Origin of the sequence: Pseudomonas sp. B15(2017) (genome assembly GCF_002113215.1) — a bacterium.
Classification (GTDB): domain Bacteria; phylum Pseudomonadota; class Gammaproteobacteria; order Pseudomonadales; family Pseudomonadaceae; genus Aquipseudomonas.
This window is the reverse complement of sequence record NZ_NEJZ01000005.1, coordinates 218,617-235,391: the sequence shown is the minus strand read 5'-3', so window position 1 is coordinate 235,391 and position 16,775 is coordinate 218,617. Positions and strand designations below refer to the sequence as shown.

13 protein-coding genes and 2 tRNA genes are annotated in these 16,775 nt (G+C 61.2%); 11 read left to right on the top strand and 4 right to left on the bottom strand.

What is annotated here, in order from left to right; genetic code table 11:
- Nucleotides 1-12 precede the first annotated feature (12 nt).
- Nucleotides 13-2,499 carry a ligase-associated DNA damage response DEXH box helicase gene (locus tag CAF73_RS10420; protein WP_085702631.1) on the top strand — a complete coding sequence of 829 codons (2,487 nt, stop codon included), beginning with the start codon at nt 13-15 and terminating at the stop codon, nt 2,497-2,499.
- Nucleotides 2,499-3,155, top strand: a complete 657-nt coding sequence (pdeM, locus tag CAF73_RS10415; RefSeq protein ID WP_085702630.1) for a ligase-associated DNA damage response endonuclease PdeM — start codon at nt 2,499-2,501, stop codon at nt 3,153-3,155. The genes CAF73_RS10420 and pdeM overlap by 1 nt, the downstream gene beginning before the upstream one ends.
- 39 nt (nt 3,156-3,194) lie before the next feature.
- Here pdeM and CAF73_RS10410 read toward each other — a convergent pair whose 3' ends face one another.
- Nucleotides 3,195-3,404, bottom strand: a complete 210-nt coding sequence (locus tag CAF73_RS10410; protein WP_085697404.1) for a hypothetical protein — start codon at nt 3,402-3,404, stop codon at nt 3,195-3,197.
- A 106-nt stretch (nt 3,405-3,510) separates the two neighbouring features.
- Nucleotides 3,511-4,077 (bottom strand): dCTP deaminase, encoded by a 567-nt coding sequence (gene dcd, locus CAF73_RS10405; protein ID WP_007954988.1) that lies wholly within the window; start codon nt 4,075-4,077, stop codon nt 3,511-3,513.
- Nucleotides 4,078-4,430: 353 nt separating this feature from the next.
- Between dcd and CAF73_RS10400 the strand changes: the two genes are divergently transcribed.
- Complete coding sequence (locus CAF73_RS10400; protein WP_002554837.1) at nt 4,431-4,640, top strand: cold-shock protein; 210 nt, start codon at nt 4,431-4,433, stop codon at nt 4,638-4,640.
- 118 nt (nt 4,641-4,758) lie between these two features.
- Here the strand turns inward: CAF73_RS10400 and CAF73_RS10395 are convergent, their stop codons facing one another.
- Nucleotides 4,759-5,766 carry a DUF481 domain-containing protein gene (locus CAF73_RS10395; protein ID WP_007954986.1) on the bottom strand — a complete coding sequence of 336 codons (1,008 nt, stop codon included), beginning with the start codon at nt 5,764-5,766 and terminating at the stop codon, nt 4,759-4,761.
- A gap of 177 nt (nt 5,767-5,943) precedes the next feature.
- Between CAF73_RS10395 and CAF73_RS10390 the strand changes: the two genes are divergently transcribed.
- The 4 genes from CAF73_RS10390 to CAF73_RS10375 all read left to right on the top strand — a co-directional run bounded on the left by CAF73_RS10390 (nt 5,944) and on the right by CAF73_RS10375 (nt 10,690).
- A complete protein-coding gene (locus CAF73_RS10390; RefSeq protein WP_170929714.1) occupies nt 5,944-6,285 on the top strand; it encodes an MGMT family protein in 342 nt (113 codons plus the stop codon).
- 43 nt (nt 6,286-6,328) lie between these two features.
- Nucleotides 6,329-7,888: an AmpG family muropeptide MFS transporter gene (locus CAF73_RS10385; protein ID WP_085697402.1), complete on the top strand. Its 1,560-nt coding sequence runs from the start codon at nt 6,329-6,331 to the stop codon at nt 7,886-7,888.
- Nucleotides 7,889-8,003: 115 nt separating this feature from the next.
- Nucleotides 8,004-9,719, top strand: a complete 1,716-nt coding sequence (locus CAF73_RS10380) for a proline--tRNA ligase (protein WP_085697401.1) — start codon at nt 8,004-8,006, stop codon at nt 9,717-9,719.
- A 17-nt stretch (nt 9,720-9,736) separates the two neighbouring features.
- Nucleotides 9,737-10,690, top strand: a complete 954-nt coding sequence (locus tag CAF73_RS10375) for a hypothetical protein (protein WP_085697400.1) — start codon at nt 9,737-9,739, stop codon at nt 10,688-10,690.
- Between the two features lie 48 nt (nt 10,691-10,738).
- Here the strand turns inward: CAF73_RS10375 and dinB are convergent, their stop codons facing one another.
- Nucleotides 10,739-11,800: a DNA polymerase IV gene (gene dinB, locus CAF73_RS10370; RefSeq protein ID WP_085683305.1), complete on the bottom strand. Its 1,062-nt coding sequence runs from the start codon at nt 11,798-11,800 to the stop codon at nt 10,739-10,741.
- A gap of 280 nt (nt 11,801-12,080) precedes the next feature.
- Between dinB and CAF73_RS10365 the strand changes: the two genes are divergently transcribed.
- From CAF73_RS10365 to CAF73_RS10350, 4 genes are all read left to right on the top strand, one after another.
- A tRNA-Met gene (locus CAF73_RS10365) sits at nt 12,081-12,157 on the top strand.
- Nucleotides 12,158-12,362: 205 nt separating this feature from the next.
- Nucleotides 12,363-12,439, top strand: a tRNA-Met gene (locus tag CAF73_RS10360).
- Between the two features lie 280 nt (nt 12,440-12,719).
- Entirely contained in the window at nt 12,720-15,359 is a 2,640-nt protein-coding gene (mprF, locus tag CAF73_RS10355) for a bifunctional lysylphosphatidylglycerol flippase/synthetase MprF (RefSeq protein ID WP_085702629.1), read from the top strand.
- Complete coding sequence (locus CAF73_RS10350; protein WP_085697398.1) at nt 15,359-16,654, top strand: virulence factor family protein; 1,296 nt, start codon at nt 15,359-15,361, stop codon at nt 16,652-16,654. Before mprF ends, CAF73_RS10350 begins: the two co-directional genes overlap by 1 nt.
- Nucleotides 16,655-16,775: the final 121 nt, after the last annotated feature.

The following is a 16,775-nucleotide window of genomic DNA, read 5'->3' as shown; positions in this document are numbered from 1 at the left end:
CACGTCGCCGGCATGGGCACTTCCACCGACTTCGCCAAACTTTGGTTCAGCGCCCGCGACTGGAAGCCGTTCGCCTTTCAAAAACAGGTGTGGGCGGCGGTCAAACGTGGCGAATCCGGCCTGCTGCACGCCAGCACCGGCGCCGGTAAAACCTACGCGGTGTGGTTTGCCGCGCTCAATCGCTTTGCCCGCTCCGGGCCTGTTGCCGAAACCACCCGTAAACGTCCACCGCCCGCCGAACCGCTGACTGTCTTGTGGATCACGCCGATGCGGGCGCTGGCCGCCGACACCGCGCGCGCCTTGCAAACGCCGCTGGACGATCTGCAGATTCCCTGGAGCGTCGGCCTGCGCACTGGCGACACCGGCAGCAGCGAACGCGCCCGGCAGAACCGGCGACTGCCCACCACACTGATCACCACCCCGGAAAGCCTGACCTTGATGCTCGCCCGCGCCGACGCGCAAACGGCGCTCTCGACGCTGCGCATGGTCGTGGTGGATGAATGGCACGAATTGCTCGGCAACAAGCGCGGCGTCCAACTACAACTGGCCCTCGCCCGGTTGCGGCGCTGGCACCCGGGACTGATCGTCTGGGGTGTTTCTGCGACGCTCGGCAATCAATCCCACGCCGAACAGGTACTGATCCCACAAGGCGGTGGCATCAGCATTCAGGGGAAAAGCGAAAAGTCGCTCAAGGTCGACACCTTGCTCCCACCGGCCATCGAACGCTTTCCATGGGCCGGGCATATCGGTTTGAAGATGTTGCCGCAGGTGGTCGCCGAACTGGACGTCTGCGCCAGCAGCCTGGTGTTCACCAATACCCGGGCGCAATCGGAAATCTGGTATCAGGCCTTGCTGGAAGCGCGGCCGGACTGGGCCGGGTTGATCGCCTTGCATCACAGTTCTCTGTCCCGCGACACCCGCGACTGGGTTGAGCAGGCGCTGAAGAATGGTCAGCTCAAGGCCGTGGTCTGCACGTCGAGTCTGGATCTGGGGGTGGACTTCCTGCCAGTGGAGCGGGTGCTGCAGATTGGTTCGGCCAAAGGTGTCGCGCGGCTGATGCAGCGTGCCGGGCGTTCGGGCCATGCGCCCGGTCGAACGTCGCGGGTAACATTGGTGCCGACCCATAGCCTGGAACTGATCGAAGCCGCTGCTGCTGGTGATGCCGTAGCACAGCGGCGGATCGAACCTCGATTGTCACCGCACAAACCGCTGGATGTGCTGGTGCAGCATCTGGTCAGCATGGCCCTGGGCGGTGGCTTTATTCCCGATGAGTTGTACGAGGAAGTCCGTGGTGCCTGGGCCTATCGCGACCTGACACGTGCAGACTGGGCCTGGGCGCTGGCGTTCGTACGCCACGGCGGGATGTCGCTGACGGCGTACCCGGATTACCGCCGGGTCGAACCGGATGAGCACGGGATCTGGCGGGTCCCCGATGCACGGCTCGCACGCCGCCATCGCATGAGCGTCGGCACCATCGTCAGCGACGCTTCGATCCATTTGAAATTCTGGAGCAAGGGCGGTGGCGGCAAGCAACTGGGCAGCGTTGAAGAGGGCTTTATCGCCCGCCTCAAACCCGGCGACGGCTTCTTGTTCGCCGGGCGCTTGCTGGAGTTGGTGCGGGTGGAAAACATGACTGCCTACGTCAAACGCAGCACGGCGAAAAAAGCCGCTGTACCGCGCTGGAATGGCGGGCGTATGCCGCTGTCCAGCGAACTGGCGCAAGCGGTGGTCAGCCGGTTCAGCGCGGCGGCAAACGGTGAGTTTGCCGGCCCGGAAATGCAGGCGTTGCGACCGTTGCTGGAAACGCAGCTGCGCTGGTCGGGCCTGCCGACCGTTAACAATCTGCTGGCCGAAGTGCTGAAATCCCGCGAAGGCTGGCACCTTTTCCTCTACCCGTTCGCCGGACGCCAGGTGCATCTGGGACTGGCCAGCCTGCTGGCGTGGCGGGTCAGTCAGCGCCTGCCTGTGACCTTCTCGATTGCGGTCAACGATTACGGCCTGGAATTGCTCAGCGCGACGCCCGTTGACTGGCCTGTGCAACTGGATGACGCGCTGCTCAGTCCCGAGGATTTATTGAGGGATGTGCTGGCCAGCCTCAACGCGGGCGAACTGGCGCTGCGCAGGTTTCGGGAAATCGCCCGGATTGCCGGTCTGGTGTTCGCCGGTTACCCCGGTGCGCCGAAAAGCACTCGTCAGGTGCAGGCCTCCAGCGGGCTGTTCTTTGAAGTGTTCAAACAATACGACGCCGACAATCTGCTACTGGCACAGGCCGGGGAAGAGGTCCTGCGCGAAGAGCTGGATATTCGTCGGCTGGAACAGACATTGGAGCGAGTCAACCGGATGAAACTGGACATGCACCTGATCAAACGTCCCACACCGCTCGGCTTTCCATTGCTGGTGGAGCGCATGCGCGAAAGCATGAGTTCGGAAAAGCTCGCCGACCGCATCCGCCGCATGGTTGGCGACCTGGAGAAAACCGCCGACAAGGGCCAATCCTGATGAACGCGCCCTATCCTGTGCGCCTGGCAGGCGAAGACCTCTGGTTGCTGCCGGAAAAGGCGCTGTACTGGCCGGCGCAACAGGCGTTGCTGATCGCTGATGTGCATTTCGGCAAGGCTGCCGCTTACCGGCGCCTGGGGCAACCGGTGCCGCAGGGCACCACGGCGAGCAACATCGCCGTGATCGAGCAGCTGCTGGCGAAACTGCCGTGTCGGCAACTGATCTTTCTTGGGGACTTTCTGCACGGGCCCGGCTCCCACGCTCCCGACACCTTGCAGGCATTGGCGCAATGGCGGGCGCGGCACGCCGATCTGCCGATCACGCTGATTCGCGGCAATCACGATAAACGTGCCGGTGATCCACCGCAGATCCTGAACATTCGAGTGGTGCCCGAACCCCTGTTGCTAGGGCCTTTCGCGTTGCAGCACGAACCCGAACCGCACCCTGAACGCCACGTCCTTGCAGGCCACGTACACCCGGTTTTTCGATTGAACGGCAAGGGGCGTCAGCGTTTGCGGCTGGCGTGCTTCAGGCTGGGAGAACGCATCAGTCTGCTGCCGGCCTTCGGGGCCTTCACCGGCGGTTATCCGGTGGAGAAGGAAGACAGCTGTCGGATCTTTGTCATTGGCGACAACGAAATATGGCCCGTCGGCTGAAGTCCTGCTCAGGACTCAGCCGACGGGCCATACATTCAATCAAGCGACAGGCGCGGGTGGCGGTTTGTCCGGCAACGTAGGCTCGCCGGGCTCGGTCGGTTCTTCGTTGGGGGTATCGGGATCGGGCTGGTGAGGAATTCCGCCAGCCATGGCGATGGGTGGGTGTGCCAACAAGGACCAGGCCAATACGCCAACCTGATTGGGCTCGAGCCTTGCCAGTTCGGCAGTGATTTGCGGATCGATCTTCATGGAGCACTCCTCGGCGAAGGCCCGTTTCGCTGTCCGCGAATCGGGCAGTACACCTCATAGAGTGTCTACCCGCCGAAGAATTCCCGGTAACTGCCGGATGGACGGCTCAGGTACGTGGCAAGGTCACGCCACGCTGGCCCTGGTACTTGCCGGCGCGATCCTTGTAGGAGACTTCGCATTCCTCGTCGGATTCAAGGAACAGCATCTGCGCCACGCCTTCGTTGGCGTAGATCTTCGCCGGCAGGTTGGTGGTGTTCGAGAACTCCAGGGTCACCTGGCCTTCCCACTCGGGCTCGAGCGGGGTGACGTTGACGATGATGCCGCAGCGAGCGTAGGTGCTCTTGCCCAGGCAGATGGTCAGGACGTTGCGTGGAATACGGAAGTATTCAACGGTCGTGGCCAGGGCGAAGGAGTTCGGCGGAATGATGCAGACGTCGCTGTGGACGTCGACGAAGCTGCCGGCATCGAAGTTTTTCGGATCGACGATGGCTGAATTGATGTTGGTGAACACCTTGAAATGATTGGTGCAACGCACATCGTAGCCATAGCTCGACACACCGTAGGAGATCACACGGCTGTCGTCGCTGCCACGTACCTGGCGCTCGACGAACGGCTCGATCATGCCGTGTTCCTGCGCCATGCGGCGAATCCACTTGTCCGATTTGATGCTCATGGCGGGTGTCCTGAATAGCGAGGTGGAAAAAATCTGTCCGGCATCTTACCGGGCGCGCCGCCGGGTTCAAAGTCCGGGCTGCAAATCTCGCCGAACGTGCAGGAATTACGCGGCCTGGCGACGAACCGTCAGACCGCCGATCCCTAAAACAGAGAAACCTTCGCAAGAAGCATTGGCACGTTCCGGAAAAAGGGTTAAGGTGGCGCCACTGTGCTGCTTGTGTCACTGAGAATCTCTACACGATATGTTGAATTTCGATCCAACCATCTACAAGAATTTTTCCTGCTCTTTGCACTCAGTCTCGGCCAGGGTTCTTCCTGAGTCGCAGTTATCTTTGTTCAAGGAGTTACACCATGTCTAATCGCCAAACCGGTACCGTTAAGTGGTTCAACGATGAAAAAGGCTTCGGCTTCATCACCCCACAATCCGGTGACGACCTGTTCGTTCACTTCAAAGCTATCCAATCCGACGGCTTCAAAAGCCTGAAAGAAGGCCAACAGGTTTCTTTCATCGCTACCCGCGGTCAGAAAGGCATGCAAGCTGAAGAAGTACAAGTTATCTAACTTGTAGCTTCTTTAGTAAAAGGCCCCGCCCTCAAAAGCGGGGCTTTTTTGTGAGCGTCTGTTTTTCCGGGCGCAAAAAAAGATCGCAGCCTTCGCAGGCTGCGATCTTTTTTGTTGTTTACCAGGCGACGCCGAAACCGGCGGTGTAGCGGGTCTTGCTCAGGTCCGCGTCCTCGGTGCCGCTGATGATGTCGCGCTCGGCCTTGAGGTTGAGGGAGGCCCAGTCGGTGACCTTGTAGCGCAGGCCCATTTCCGCATCCAGAGCATAGTCGGCCACACCGGACAGCGGCTTGCCGACTTCGCCATTGGTGAAGAACTCGACTTTCTTGCCGATCAGGTAGCGGTTGTAATCCCACTTCATCGCGACCGAATAGAAGTTGTCCTTGCTGCCATCGCGATACTGGTAGTCGGTGCGGTTGAGCAGCGAGCCCAGGGAGAATGCCCCCAGCTCGTCATCCCAGAACTGGTAACCCGGACCTGTACCGACCACGCGCTGACGCGCCAGCTCTTCGATGTGGTCGCGCTTGTAATTCAGGCGCCCCTGCCAGAACCACTTGTCCGTCAGGAAACGGTCGAGTGCATACTCGGCGCGCCAGTTGTCGGTGGTGGTCACGTCGTCCTGCACTTCGCGGTTGTACTCGCCCTCGGCGGTGTGGCGCCAGCGACCATGGCGGGCGGACGTCTTGAAGCCGATGTCGTAATCGTCGGTGTCCTTTTCCGCGCGCTGATAATCCAGCGCCAGATCGACGTTGCCCTTCCACACCAGATCCTCGACCACCGGTTTGGGTTTGAGAATCTGCTGAATGCTCGCCAACTCCACGGTTTTCGGCGCTTCGCCGTTGGCCAGGGTGACCTTGCCGTCTTCGGCAGCGCTCAGCGACTTGGCCTTCTCGCCGTTGTAGGCGTCCTGCTTGACCAGCAACTCCTGATCGCTCTCCAGCGTCTTGACCTGCTTCCAGTCAATGGTCACTGCGCCCGCGTACTGGGTCTGGACCAGCAACTTGCCACCGTCGAACAGCGTGATTTTGCCGCTCAGCTTGTCACCGTTCTTCAACCAGACGGTGTCGGCAAGCAGGGGTGTGGACGCACTGAAGACAGCAAGGCACAGCAGGGTTCTGGACAACATAAGCAAATCGGGGACTCAAGTTTGCGAAAAAATGGTCGGCATTATCCGTAGGAATAATTCCCTGACAAGGAATGACCCGGCTATTTCTATTGAGTTCATTTCTCAATTGCCCTTGCACCGATTACGCTTGAGGACATAACGCGATCAAGTTCAGGAACCGCGCACGTGACAGACCCGATGCATGCCTGCGAAAACGATCCGCAAATCCGACGCACGGCACTCTATTCCACCCTCGCCCAAGTGCCCGAGGGCAAGGTCGTCAGCTATGGTCAGTTGGCCGAACTGGCGGGGTTGGGGCGCGCCGCCCGCTGGGTCGGCCGGACCCTGAGCCAATTGCCCGGCGATACCAAACTGCCCTGGCACCGCGTACTCGGCGCCGGCGGTCGGATCAGCCTGCCGGCGGGCAGCCCGTCCGGGGACGAACAGCGGGCGCGATTGCGCATGGAAGGCATCACCATCCTGAACAATCGTGTGGATATTCGGCGCCATGGCTGGCGTCCGGTAGAGCACAGCGGTTAGAGTGCGCGCTTTGTTTTCGCAATCTTGAGGCAGACTTCAGCCCATGCCCCGTAAAACCTGGCGCGCCGCGCTCGCCGCCTATGCCAGTCCTTCGACGCTCGTGCTGTTGTTGCTGGGTTTCGCCGCCGGCCTGCCGTACATGCTGGTGTTCTCGACACTTTCGGTCTGGCTGCGTGAAGCCGGTGTGGCCCGCGAGACGATCGGCTACGCCAGCCTGATCGGTCTGGCCTATGCCTTCAAATGGGTCTGGTCGCCCCTGCTCGATCAATGGCGCCTGCCGTTGCTCGGCAAGCTGGGGCGCCGTCGCTCGTGGCTGGTGCTCTCACAGACGCTGGTGATCCTCGGCCTGATCGGCATGGGCTTTTGCGACCCGCAGAAACACCTGTCCTGGCTGATCGCTATCGCAGTGATCGTCGCCTTCGCTTCCGCCACCCAGGACATCGCCGTCGACGCCTATCGCCTGGAAATCGCCGAAGACAACCGTCAGGCCGCTCTGGCCGCCAGTTACATGTCCGGTTATCGGGTGGCGGCCCTGCTCGCGACCGCCGGTGCACTGTTCTTCGCCGAAGGCTTCGGCTCCACCGGGTTCAACTACCAGCACTCCGCCTGGACCGGCACCTACGTGCTGTTCGGCGCCTTGATGGTCCCTGCCCTGCTCACCACCCTGCTGATGCGCGAGCCGCCGGTGCCATTGCGCACTCAGTTGCAGGCCGGGCGCTACACCTTCATGCATCAGTTGATGTCGGTGTTCGTGCTGATCATTTTGCTGGTCTCCGTCCCGGCGATGTTCACCCAGCTCTACAACACCGATTTCGCCAGCGTGCTGTTTGGTGACATGAGCCCGCTGGACCTGCTGCTTGAAGACCGGGCGTTCCTGCGCGCGATTCTTTACACCACGCTGACCTGCCTGTGCCTCTCGGCCATGGGCCGTCGCGGTCTGGCGCCGGTGCTGACGCCGGTCAACGACTTCATCCTACGCTACCGCTGGCAGGCGCTGCTGCTGCTCGGCCTGATCGCCACCTATCGGATGTCCGACACGGTGATGGGCGTGATGGCCAACGTGTTCTACATCGACCAGGGCTTCACCAAGGACCAGATCGCCAGCGTCAGCAAGATTTTCGGTCTGATCATGACCCTCGTCGGCGCCGGCATGGGCGGTCTGCTGATCGTGCGCTTCGGCATCCTGCCGATCCTGTTCATCGGCGGCGCTGCGTCGGCGGCCACCAACCTGCTGTTCCTCATGCTGGCGGACATGGGCCCGAACCTGCAGATGCTGGTGGTGACGATCTCTCTCGACAACTTCAGTTCCGGTCTGGCCACCTCGGCGTTCGTCGCCTACCTGTCGAGCCTGACCAACCTGAAGTTCTCCGCCACTCAATACGCCCTGCTCAGCTCGATCATGCTCCTGCTGCCACGCCTGATCGGCGGCTACTCCGGCGTGATGGTGGAGAAATTCGGTTATCACAACTTCTTCCTGATCACCGCGCTGCTCGGCGTGCCGACCCTGGTGCTGATTGCCCTGCACTGGTTCCAGGAAAGCCGCCGCGAAGGTCCGACGCCGACGCCGGAACCTGCACCGACCTCCGTCGTGGAAGAATCGTAAGACATCTCGCACCCGGCGAGAGGGTTCGCGCCGGGGTTGCACTTCTGTACGTCGGCGGATCTCGCCGTTACACTGCTCCGTCATTTCCAGTCATAGCAACCGACAACGGCCAACCATGCGCACCAGTCAATTTTTGCTCGCCACACAGAAAGAAACGCCTTCCGACGCGGTCGTGATCAGCCATCAGCTGATGCTGCGCGCCGGCATGATCCGCAAACTCGCCTCGGGCCTGTACACATGGCTGCCGATGGGCTTGCGAGTGATGCGCAAGGTGGAAGCCATCGTTCGCGAAGAGATGAACGCCGCCGGCTCTCTGGAAGTGTTGATGCCGAGCACCCAACCGGCCGAGCTGTGGCAGGAATCGGGGCGCTGGGAAGAATACGGCCCTGAGCTGCTGCGCATCAAAGACCGCCACGGTCGTGATTTCTGCGCGGGCCCGACCCACGAAGAAGTGATCACCGATCTGATGCGCAACGAGTTGAGCAGCTACAAACAGCTGCCGATCAACCTGTACCAGATCCAGACCAAATTCCGTGACGAAATCCGTCCACGCTTCGGCCTGATGCGCGGTCGCGAATTCATCATGAAAGACTCGTACTCCTTCCATGCGGATCAGGCGTCGCTGCAGGTCACCTATGACCGCATGCACGAAGCGTACTGCAACATCTTCACCCGTCTGGGCCTGAAGTTCCGTCCGGTGGAAGCCGACAACGGCTCGATCGGCGGTGCCGGTTCCCACGAGTTCCACGTGCTGGCCGAGTCCGGCGAAGACGATATCGTTTTCAGCAACGGTTCCGACTACGCCGCGAACATCGAGAAAGCGGAAGCCGTACCGCGTGAAACCTCGCGTGCCGCGCCAAGCGAAGAGCTGCGCCTGGTCGACACGCCAGACACCAAGACCATCGCGGCCCTGGTGGAAAAATTCGGTCTGCCGATCGAAAAGACCATCAAGACCCTGATCGTGCACGCCGAAGAAGAAGGCAAGCTGATCGCGCTGATCATCCGTGGCGACCACGAACTGAACGAAATCAAGGCTGCCAACCAGCCAGGTGTTGCCAGCCCGCTGGTCATGGCTTCCGATGCCGAACTGCGTGACGCCATTGGCGCCGGCGCCGGTTCCCTCGGCCCGCTGAACCTGCCGCTGCCGATCATCATCGACCGCTCGGTCGAGCTGATGAGCGACTTCGGCATCGGTGCGAACATCGACGACAAGCACTACTTCGGCGTGAACTGGGAGCGTGATCTGCCGGTTCCGACCGTGGCCGACCTGCGTAACGTCGTGGCCGGCGACCCGAGCCCGGACGGCAAGGGCACCCTGGAAATCAAGCGCGGCATCGAAGTCGGGCACATCTTCCAGCTGGGCAACAAGTACAGCAAGGCGATGAAGTGCGAAGTGCTGGGCGAGAACGGCAAGCCGGTGACCCTGGAAATGGGTTGCTACGGCATCGGCGTTTCCCGCGTGGTGGCCGCCGCCATCGAGCAGAACAACGACGAGAACGGCATCATCTGGAGCGACGCCCTGGCACCGTTCCAGATCGCCCTGGTACCACTGCGCTATGAAACCGAGCTGGTGCGCGAAGCCACCGACAAGCTGTACGCGGAACTGACCGCGGCTGGCTTCGAAGTGTTGCTGGACGACCGCGACAAGAAAACCAGCCCGGGCATCAAGTTCGCGGACATGGAGCTGATCGGCATTCCGCACCGGATCGTGGTCAGCGATCGCGGCCTTGCCGAAGGCAACCTGGAATACAAGAGCCGTACCGAAGGCCAGGCGCAAGCGCTGCCGGTTGCCGACGTGCTGTCCTTCCTTCAGGCCCGTATCCGCCGCTGAAACCAGATAGAGACGTCATGTTCAAGCGAAACACCTTAGGCCTCGGTGGTGCCGCCCTGTGCGGCACCCTGCTGGTCAGCGGCTGTGCCAATCACATGTCACAACGCAGCGAGCACGAGGAACGTGTCGAGCGCAAACTGCTCGATCACAGCCTGCAGATCGATGTCGGCGAGCCCAAGGTGCTTGAGCTGCCGCAACGGCGGGTGAAGATCAACGAACAGAAGACCTTCGAGGTCACCGAGTTCGAGGTCACGCGCCATTACGACCGTTACACGCCTTACCAGCCATGGCGGGAGATCTACGAGATTCCGCTGGGCGCGGTGGCGGTGGTCGGCGGCATCGGTGCGAACGTGGTCAACGTGTTTGCCCTTGGCAATCTGCCCGACAGCGTGACCCGTGACTGGCTCAGTTACGGTTTCGCCGGGCTCAACCCGTTCATGAACGTGCAATCCAATGGTCGCGCGCAACAGAACCTGGCCGGTATCGACGAAGTCCAGCGCGACAAGCGCACGGAGTATTCGAGCCTGCCGTGGAGCGAGCGCCCGGTTCAGATCAAGGCCGGCAAGCAGACCTTCGACATGACCACCGATCGCCACGGCGTGCTGCGTCTGAACCTGCTGGACAGCCCGTTCGCCGAAAACGACCTCAATCATGTAGGCAAACTGCAGATCATTGTCGAAGACAGCAAGGACGACGTGCACTCCGATTCGTCTTTGGCGATCAGCACTCACCTGCGCGGCAAGTTGCTGGAGGCTCACGCACTGATCTACGACGATCTGGAAGACGACGAAGTGAGCCAGTGGGTGCACCGGGTCAAGCGTCTGTCGGAACTGGGTCTGGAAGAAGAAGCCAGTGAGCTGGAGCAAAGTCTGATCGAACTGACCCGCAACGATCCCGAGTTGCAGACCGAGTTCCTCAAATCCCTGACCCGGGATGCGGGGCGCCTGGTGGCGGATCCGGGGCCGAACTGAAAACCCTGAAAAAATGCCCGAACCTGAGTCGGGCATTTTTTTGTCCGCTTATCGCTCGAACAATTCCATTTGTTCGAACCCGCCGCGCAAATCCTCCAGCCGCACGCCCACTCCTAATAGCCGTACCGGTTTGCCACCGCGGTTGAACGCCTGCGTCAGCATCAATTGGTAACTGCCAAGATCCCGCCCTGCCCCGGCCTGCTCCAGCGTGGTCTGGGTGAAATCGTGAAACTTCACTTTGACGAATGGCTTGCCGGGGCGGTAACTGCTGTCGATCCGCGCCATGCGGGTTTTCAGGGTTTCCAGCAATTCCGGAAGCTTGTCGAGGCAACTGCGCAGATCCGGCAGATCGACGTCGTAGGTATTTTCGACGCTGATCGACTGACGGCGGCTGTCGTTGTGCACCAACCGCTCATCGATCCCACGGGCCAGACTCCACAAGCGCTCGCCGAAACTGCCGAATTCCCGCACCAGCGCCAGCTTGTCCCACTCGCGCAACTGCAGACAGTCACTGATACCAAGCCTGCTCAACTTGTCGGCCGTGACCTTGCCCACCCCGTGCAACTTGCTCACCGGCAGGCCACTGACGAAGTCTTCGACCTGGTCCGGGGTAATCACGAACAAGCCGTTGGGCTTTCTCCAGTCGCTGGCGATCTTGGCCAGAAACTTGTTCGGCGCCACGCCGGCGGAGACCGTGATGTGCAGTTGATTGGAAACCCGGCGACGAATGTCCTGGGCGATGCGCGTGGCGCTGCCGCCGAAATGCGCGCTGTCCGAGACGTCGAGATAGGCCTCGTCCAGCGAAAGCGGCTCGATCAGGTCGGTGTAATCGCTGAAGATCGTATGAATTTCCTTCGACGCCTCGCGATAGGCATCCATTCGCGGCTTGACGATGGTCAGGTCCGGGCACAGCTTCAAGGCATGCCCGGACGACATCGCCGAGCGAACGCCGTAAGCCCGCGCCTCATAGTTGCAGGTGGCGATCACCCCGCGCCTGTCCGCCGAACCACCGACCGCCAACGGCTTGCCGGCGAGGCTCGGGTCATCCCGCATCTCGATGGCGGCGTAGAAACAGTCACAGTCGACGTGGATGATTTTTCGCTGAGTCATGACAGAAAAGGAAACATGGCGAGCCGGACCGGCAGTATCTCACTGACACCTGTATATAGCACCAGTGGTACGAATGTTCTTTTCAGTTTGTAGGAAAAGGACTTTGAATTTATTTACTCAATCGAAAACCAATCCCCAATAGAGCTGAAACCCTTGCCCTGTATGCCCTGCGCTCAATAAAAAGACCGTCCGTCAGCGCTAACCGATTGAAGCTCAACAGGTTTTATCCGAATTGAAGGTTGACACCACAGCATTCCTCTGTAGAATGCCGCCACACAGACGCGGGATGGAGCAGTCTGGTAGCTCGTCGGGCTCATAACCCGAAGGTCGTCGGTTCAAATCCGGCTCCCGCAACCAAACATCAGAAAAGGCCAATCGAAAGATTGGCCTTTTTTGTGCGCGTCGGTTTTTTCGGATCCAGTCGAACACTCCGGAAATCGTTCCGATTCCGAAACTTAGCGCTTTCCCTGCGACCGTTTGCCGCGATTGCACACTTATTTGACCTTTCACGGGATTATCGGTTGACACCCCGCCGTTCGCCTGTAGAATGCCGCCACACAGACGCGGGATGGAGCAGTCTGGTAGCTCGTCGGGCTCATAACCCGAAGGTCGTCGGTTCAAATCCGGCTCCCGCAACCAAACATCAAAAAAGGCTACTCGAAAGAGTGGCCTTTTTTGTATCTGTGGAAAAAGTCCTTTCGCAACAATGATCTGTCACTGTGCAGTGAACCGTTCAGGATCTTCAGTCCCGCCAGGTTGCGACTATGCTTGAAGTCGCAGGCAAGGCGTCTGCAATCCAGGAGCTGCCCTCGCCGATACCTGGTGAGAGGCGTAGTATTTTGTGATTATTTTTTTCTACAGGGATTGGTAACTTGGCTGGATACCTCCATCCTGTCGCGCACAATCCAAGAGGTGATTGATGCGCGCCAACTCGTCTGATTCACAAGACACCGTCACAGCGAACCCACCGATCAAGCCTGAGCGTCTGCGCCTGCTGGATCGGATCAGCAAATACCGGCAACCGATCGGTCTGGCGGTCACTTTGCTGCTGTTCGCCATCGCGCTGATTGCCTGTCGCCATCTGCTCAGCGAACTCGATCTCGACGCACTGCACGACTCGATTCTCGAGGTGCCGAAACCGGCCCTTCTCGGCGCCCTCGGTGCGACAGTCATCGGCTTCATCATTCTGCTCGGCTACGAATGGTCGGCCAGTCGATATGCGCGCGTGACGCTGACACCGAAAACCCTGGCTCTGGGCGGCTTCACCGCGTTTGCCATCGGCAATGCCATCGGCCTGTCGATGCTGTCCGGTGGCTCGGTGCGTTACCGTCTATATGCAAGGCATGGCCTGGGCGCTTCCGAAGTCGCGCACATGACCTTGTTCGCCAGCCTGTCGCTGGGCTGCGCCCTGCCGCCACTGGCCGCCCTAGCGACCCTGAGCAACCTGCCGGCCGCCTCACAGGCACTGGGACTGTCCGAGACCTTGTTGGGTACGATTGCCGGCGTGGTGTTGCTGCTCGGTGCGATTCTGGCCATCGGCATCTATCGCCGTCGCCTGCCGGAGCAACCTTATCCGGACAACCTGCTGGTCCGGGCCGGTCGTCGCACCCTGCGTCTGCCGGGTCGTCGCCTGACGTTCCTGCAACTGGTCATTACCGCCCTCGACGTCGCCGCCGCTGCAACCGTGCTTTATCTGCTGCTGCCGCAAGCGCCGCCCTTCGGTGCATTCCTGTTGGTCTATCTGCTGGCACTGGCGGCCGGTGTACTCAGCCACGTTCCGGGTGGTGTGGGTGTTTTTGAAGCGATTCTGCTCGCTGCGTTCGCCGACAAACTCGGCGCCGCGCCGCTGGCTGCCGCCCTGCTGCTGTATCGCCTGATCTATGTAGTGCTGCCGTTGCTGGTGGCCTGCGTGCTGTTGCTGCTCAACGAAGGCCAGCGCCTGTTTCAGTCGCAGACCATGCGTGCAGCGTCCGGTCTGGCGGCACCGATCCTCGCGGTGCTGGTGTTCCTGTCCGGCGTGGTGCTGCTGTTTTCCGGCGCGACGCCAGAGATCGACACTCGTCTGGAGCACATCGGTTTTCTGATTCCTCACCGTCTGGTCGACGCCTCGCACTTTGGCGCCAGCCTGATCGGCGTGCTGTGCCTGATGCTCGCTCAAGGCCTGCGTCGCCGGTTGTCGGCGGCATGGATGCTGACCACCATTCTGTTGCTGGTGGGCGCCCTGCTCTCGCTGCTCAAGGGTTTCGACTGGGAAGAGGCAACCCTGATGACCCTCACCGCCGCGCTGCTGGGGGTGTTCCGTCGTTCGTTCTATCGCCCGAGCCGTCTGACCGAACTGCCGTTCTCGCCGCTGTATCTGGTGGCCAGCCTGTGCGTACTCGGTGCTTCGACCTGGCTTTTGCTGTTCGCTTATCAGGACGTTCCGTACAGCCATCAACTGTGGTGGCAGTTCACCCTCGACGCCGACGCCCCGCGCGGTCTGCGCTCGCTGCTCGGTGCCGCCGTGTTGTTGCTGGTGATCGCCCTGACCTGGCTGCTGCGCACCGCTCGCCCGGTGATCCACTTGCCGACACCCGATGAGCTGGAACGCGCCTCGAAAATCCTGATGGCCTCTTCGCAACCGGACGGCGGCCTGGCCCTGACCGGCGACAAGGCGCTGCTGTTTCACCCCAATGATGAAGCCTTCCTGATGTATGCCCGTCGCGGCCGCAGTCTGGTGGCCCTGTACGACCCGATCGGCCCCGGCCAGCAACGGGCCGAGATGATCTGGCAGTTCCGCGACCTGTGCGACATCCATCACGCCCGCCCGGTGTTCTATCAGGTGCGCGCCGAGAACCTGCCGTACTACATGGACATCGGCCTGACCGCGATCAAGCTGGGCGAAGAAGCCCGGGTCGATCTGCATCGCTTTGACCTGGAAGCCAAGGGCAAGGAGATGAAGGACCTGCGCTACACCTGGAATCGTGGCACCCGCGATGGTCTGTCGCTGGAAATCCATGAGCCGGGCCATGCACCGATGGATGAGCTCAAGGTGATTTCCGATGCCTGGCTCACCGGCAAGAACGTGCGCGAGAAAGGCTTCTCCCTCGGCCGTTTCAGCGACGATTACCTGAGGCATTTCCGCATCGCGGTGATTCGCTTCGAAGGCCGCCCGGTGGCGTTCGCCAACCTGCTCGAGACCTACAGCCATGATCTGGCCAGTCTCGACCTGATGCGCGCGCACCCGGACGCCCCCAAGCTGACCATGGAATTCATGATGGTCGGTCTGATTCAACACTATAAGAGTCACGGATACGCGCGCTTCAGCCTGGGCATGGTGCCGCTGTCGGGGTTGCAACCCCGGCGCGGGGCACCGCTGACCCAGCGTCTGGGCTCGATGGTTTTCCGCCGTGGTGAGCAGCTGTACAACTTCCAAGGCTTGCGCCGCTTCAAAGACAAGTTCCAGCCTGACTGGGAACCCCGTTATATGGCCGTGCCCGCCGGACTCGATCCGCTGGTGGCGCTGGCCGACACTGCTGCCCTGATCGCGGGCGGCTTGACTGGATTGGTGAAACGCTGATGATTCAACGCTCCCTGAAGTACATCCTGGTCGCACTGCTGGTGCTGGCCGCGATTGCCGGTGGCGGTTTCTGGTACCTCAAACGCCCGGCACCGGAACCGACCCTCGAACAGCTCACCCCGGCCGATGGCGCCGCCATGACCCGGGTCATCCCCGGCACCAAGCCCAAGGCTCAGGTGCTGGTGGCGGTCAACGACGACCAGAAACTCAGCGACAAGCAACTGAGCACCCTGAGCCGCAGCGCCTCGGCGCAGATCGTTCAGGTGATCCTGCCCAAGGACTGCCTGCTGCAGAGCCGCGCCCTGCAAGCCGGCCTGCGCGAACTGAACGGCCCGGCGACGCTGGTCAGTGGCATCGGCCCCGGCGCCGTGCTGGCGTGGCGCTGGTTGTCCGAACAGAAAGACGACAAGGCCCAGGCCGTCTCCGTCGACCTGGCCCTGGAAAAACCCGGCTGCACCCATCTGCTGCCAAAATCCTCCGCCCACGGTCACTGGCTGGTGGCGTGGAACGACAACCCGGACGACACCAGCGCCGGTTTCGTGCGCGATCAACCGAACGCCGAAACCAGCATCAGCGACTACGACATCAACCTGCCGCAAGTGCTGAACAACGAACTGCGCAAGATCCTCGTCGGCGGCGACAAGGCCAACGGCGGCCTGCAGATCCCGGTGGTGGAAGTCCCGGCCGGCCAGGCCAAGGACACCGTGACCCTGTTCCTGTCCGGCGACGGCGGCTGGCGTGACCTGGACCGCGACGTGGCCGGTGAAATGGCCAAGATCGGCTACCCGGTCGTCGGCATCGACACCCTGCGCTATTACTGGCAGCACAAGAGCCCGGAACAGAGCGCGCTGGACCTGACCGAACTGATGCAGCACTACCGCCAGAAATGGGGCACCAAACGCTTCATCCTGACCGGTTACTCGTTCGGCGCCGACGTCCTGCCGGCCATCTACAACCGCCTGCCGGAAACCGAGCAGCAACGCGTCGACGCAATCATCCTGCTGGCCTTCGCCCGCACCGGCAGTTTCGAAATCGAAGTCGAAGGCTGGCTCGGCAATGCCGGCAAAGAAGCCGCCACCGGCCCGGAAATGGCCAAGCTGCCACCGGCCAAGGTCGTGTGCATCTACGGTGAAGAAGAAACCGACGAAAGCGGCTGCACCGACAAGACCGCAGTGGGCGAAGCGGTGAAGCTGCCTGGCGGCCACCACTTCGACGAGAACTACCCGGCGCTGGCCAAGCGTCTGGTGGACTTGATCGAGAAGCGCCAGAACACGGCGCAGGTGGCGGAAGAGTGATCTGAAGCGCCCCCCAAAAAAGCCCCCGCAACTTCGCAGTTGCGGGGGCTTTTTCACTCAATGCTTGACTCTTCATGAAATTGAAAACGCCAGGCGTCCACATTCCATAAAACGTGGACAC

Excerpts from the sequence above, each read along its gene's own strand:
- CAF73_RS10420 (WP_085702631.1), top strand. The coding sequence starts at position 13 with ATGGGCACTTCCACCGACTTCGCCAAACTTTGGTTCAGCGCCCGCGAC.
- pdeM (WP_085702630.1), top strand. The coding sequence starts at position 2,499 with ATGAACGCGCCCTATCCTGTGCGCCTGGCAGGCGAAGACCTCTGGTTG.
- CAF73_RS10410 (WP_085697404.1), bottom strand. The coding sequence starts at position 3,404 with ATGAAGATCGATCCGCAAATCACTGCCGAACTGGCAAGGCTCGAGCCC.
- dcd (WP_007954988.1), bottom strand. The coding sequence starts at position 4,077 with ATGAGCATCAAATCGGACAAGTGGATTCGCCGCATGGCGCAGGAACAC.
- CAF73_RS10400 (WP_002554837.1), top strand. The coding sequence starts at position 4,431 with ATGTCTAATCGCCAAACCGGTACCGTTAAGTGGTTCAACGATGAAAAA.
- CAF73_RS10395 (WP_007954986.1), bottom strand. The coding sequence starts at position 5,766 with ATGTTGTCCAGAACCCTGCTGTGCCTTGCTGTCTTCAGTGCGTCCACA.
- CAF73_RS10390 (WP_170929714.1), top strand. The coding sequence starts at position 5,944 with ATGCATGCCTGCGAAAACGATCCGCAAATCCGACGCACGGCACTCTAT.
- CAF73_RS10385 (WP_085697402.1), top strand. The coding sequence starts at position 6,329 with ATGCCCCGTAAAACCTGGCGCGCCGCGCTCGCCGCCTATGCCAGTCCT.
- CAF73_RS10380 (WP_085697401.1), top strand. The coding sequence starts at position 8,004 with ATGCGCACCAGTCAATTTTTGCTCGCCACACAGAAAGAAACGCCTTCC.
- CAF73_RS10375 (WP_085697400.1), top strand. The coding sequence starts at position 9,737 with ATGTTCAAGCGAAACACCTTAGGCCTCGGTGGTGCCGCCCTGTGCGGC.
- dinB (WP_085683305.1), bottom strand. The coding sequence starts at position 11,800 with ATGACTCAGCGAAAAATCATCCACGTCGACTGTGACTGTTTCTACGCC.
- mprF (WP_085702629.1), top strand. The coding sequence starts at position 12,720 with ATGCGCGCCAACTCGTCTGATTCACAAGACACCGTCACAGCGAACCCA.
- CAF73_RS10350 (WP_085697398.1), top strand. The coding sequence starts at position 15,359 with ATGATTCAACGCTCCCTGAAGTACATCCTGGTCGCACTGCTGGTGCTG.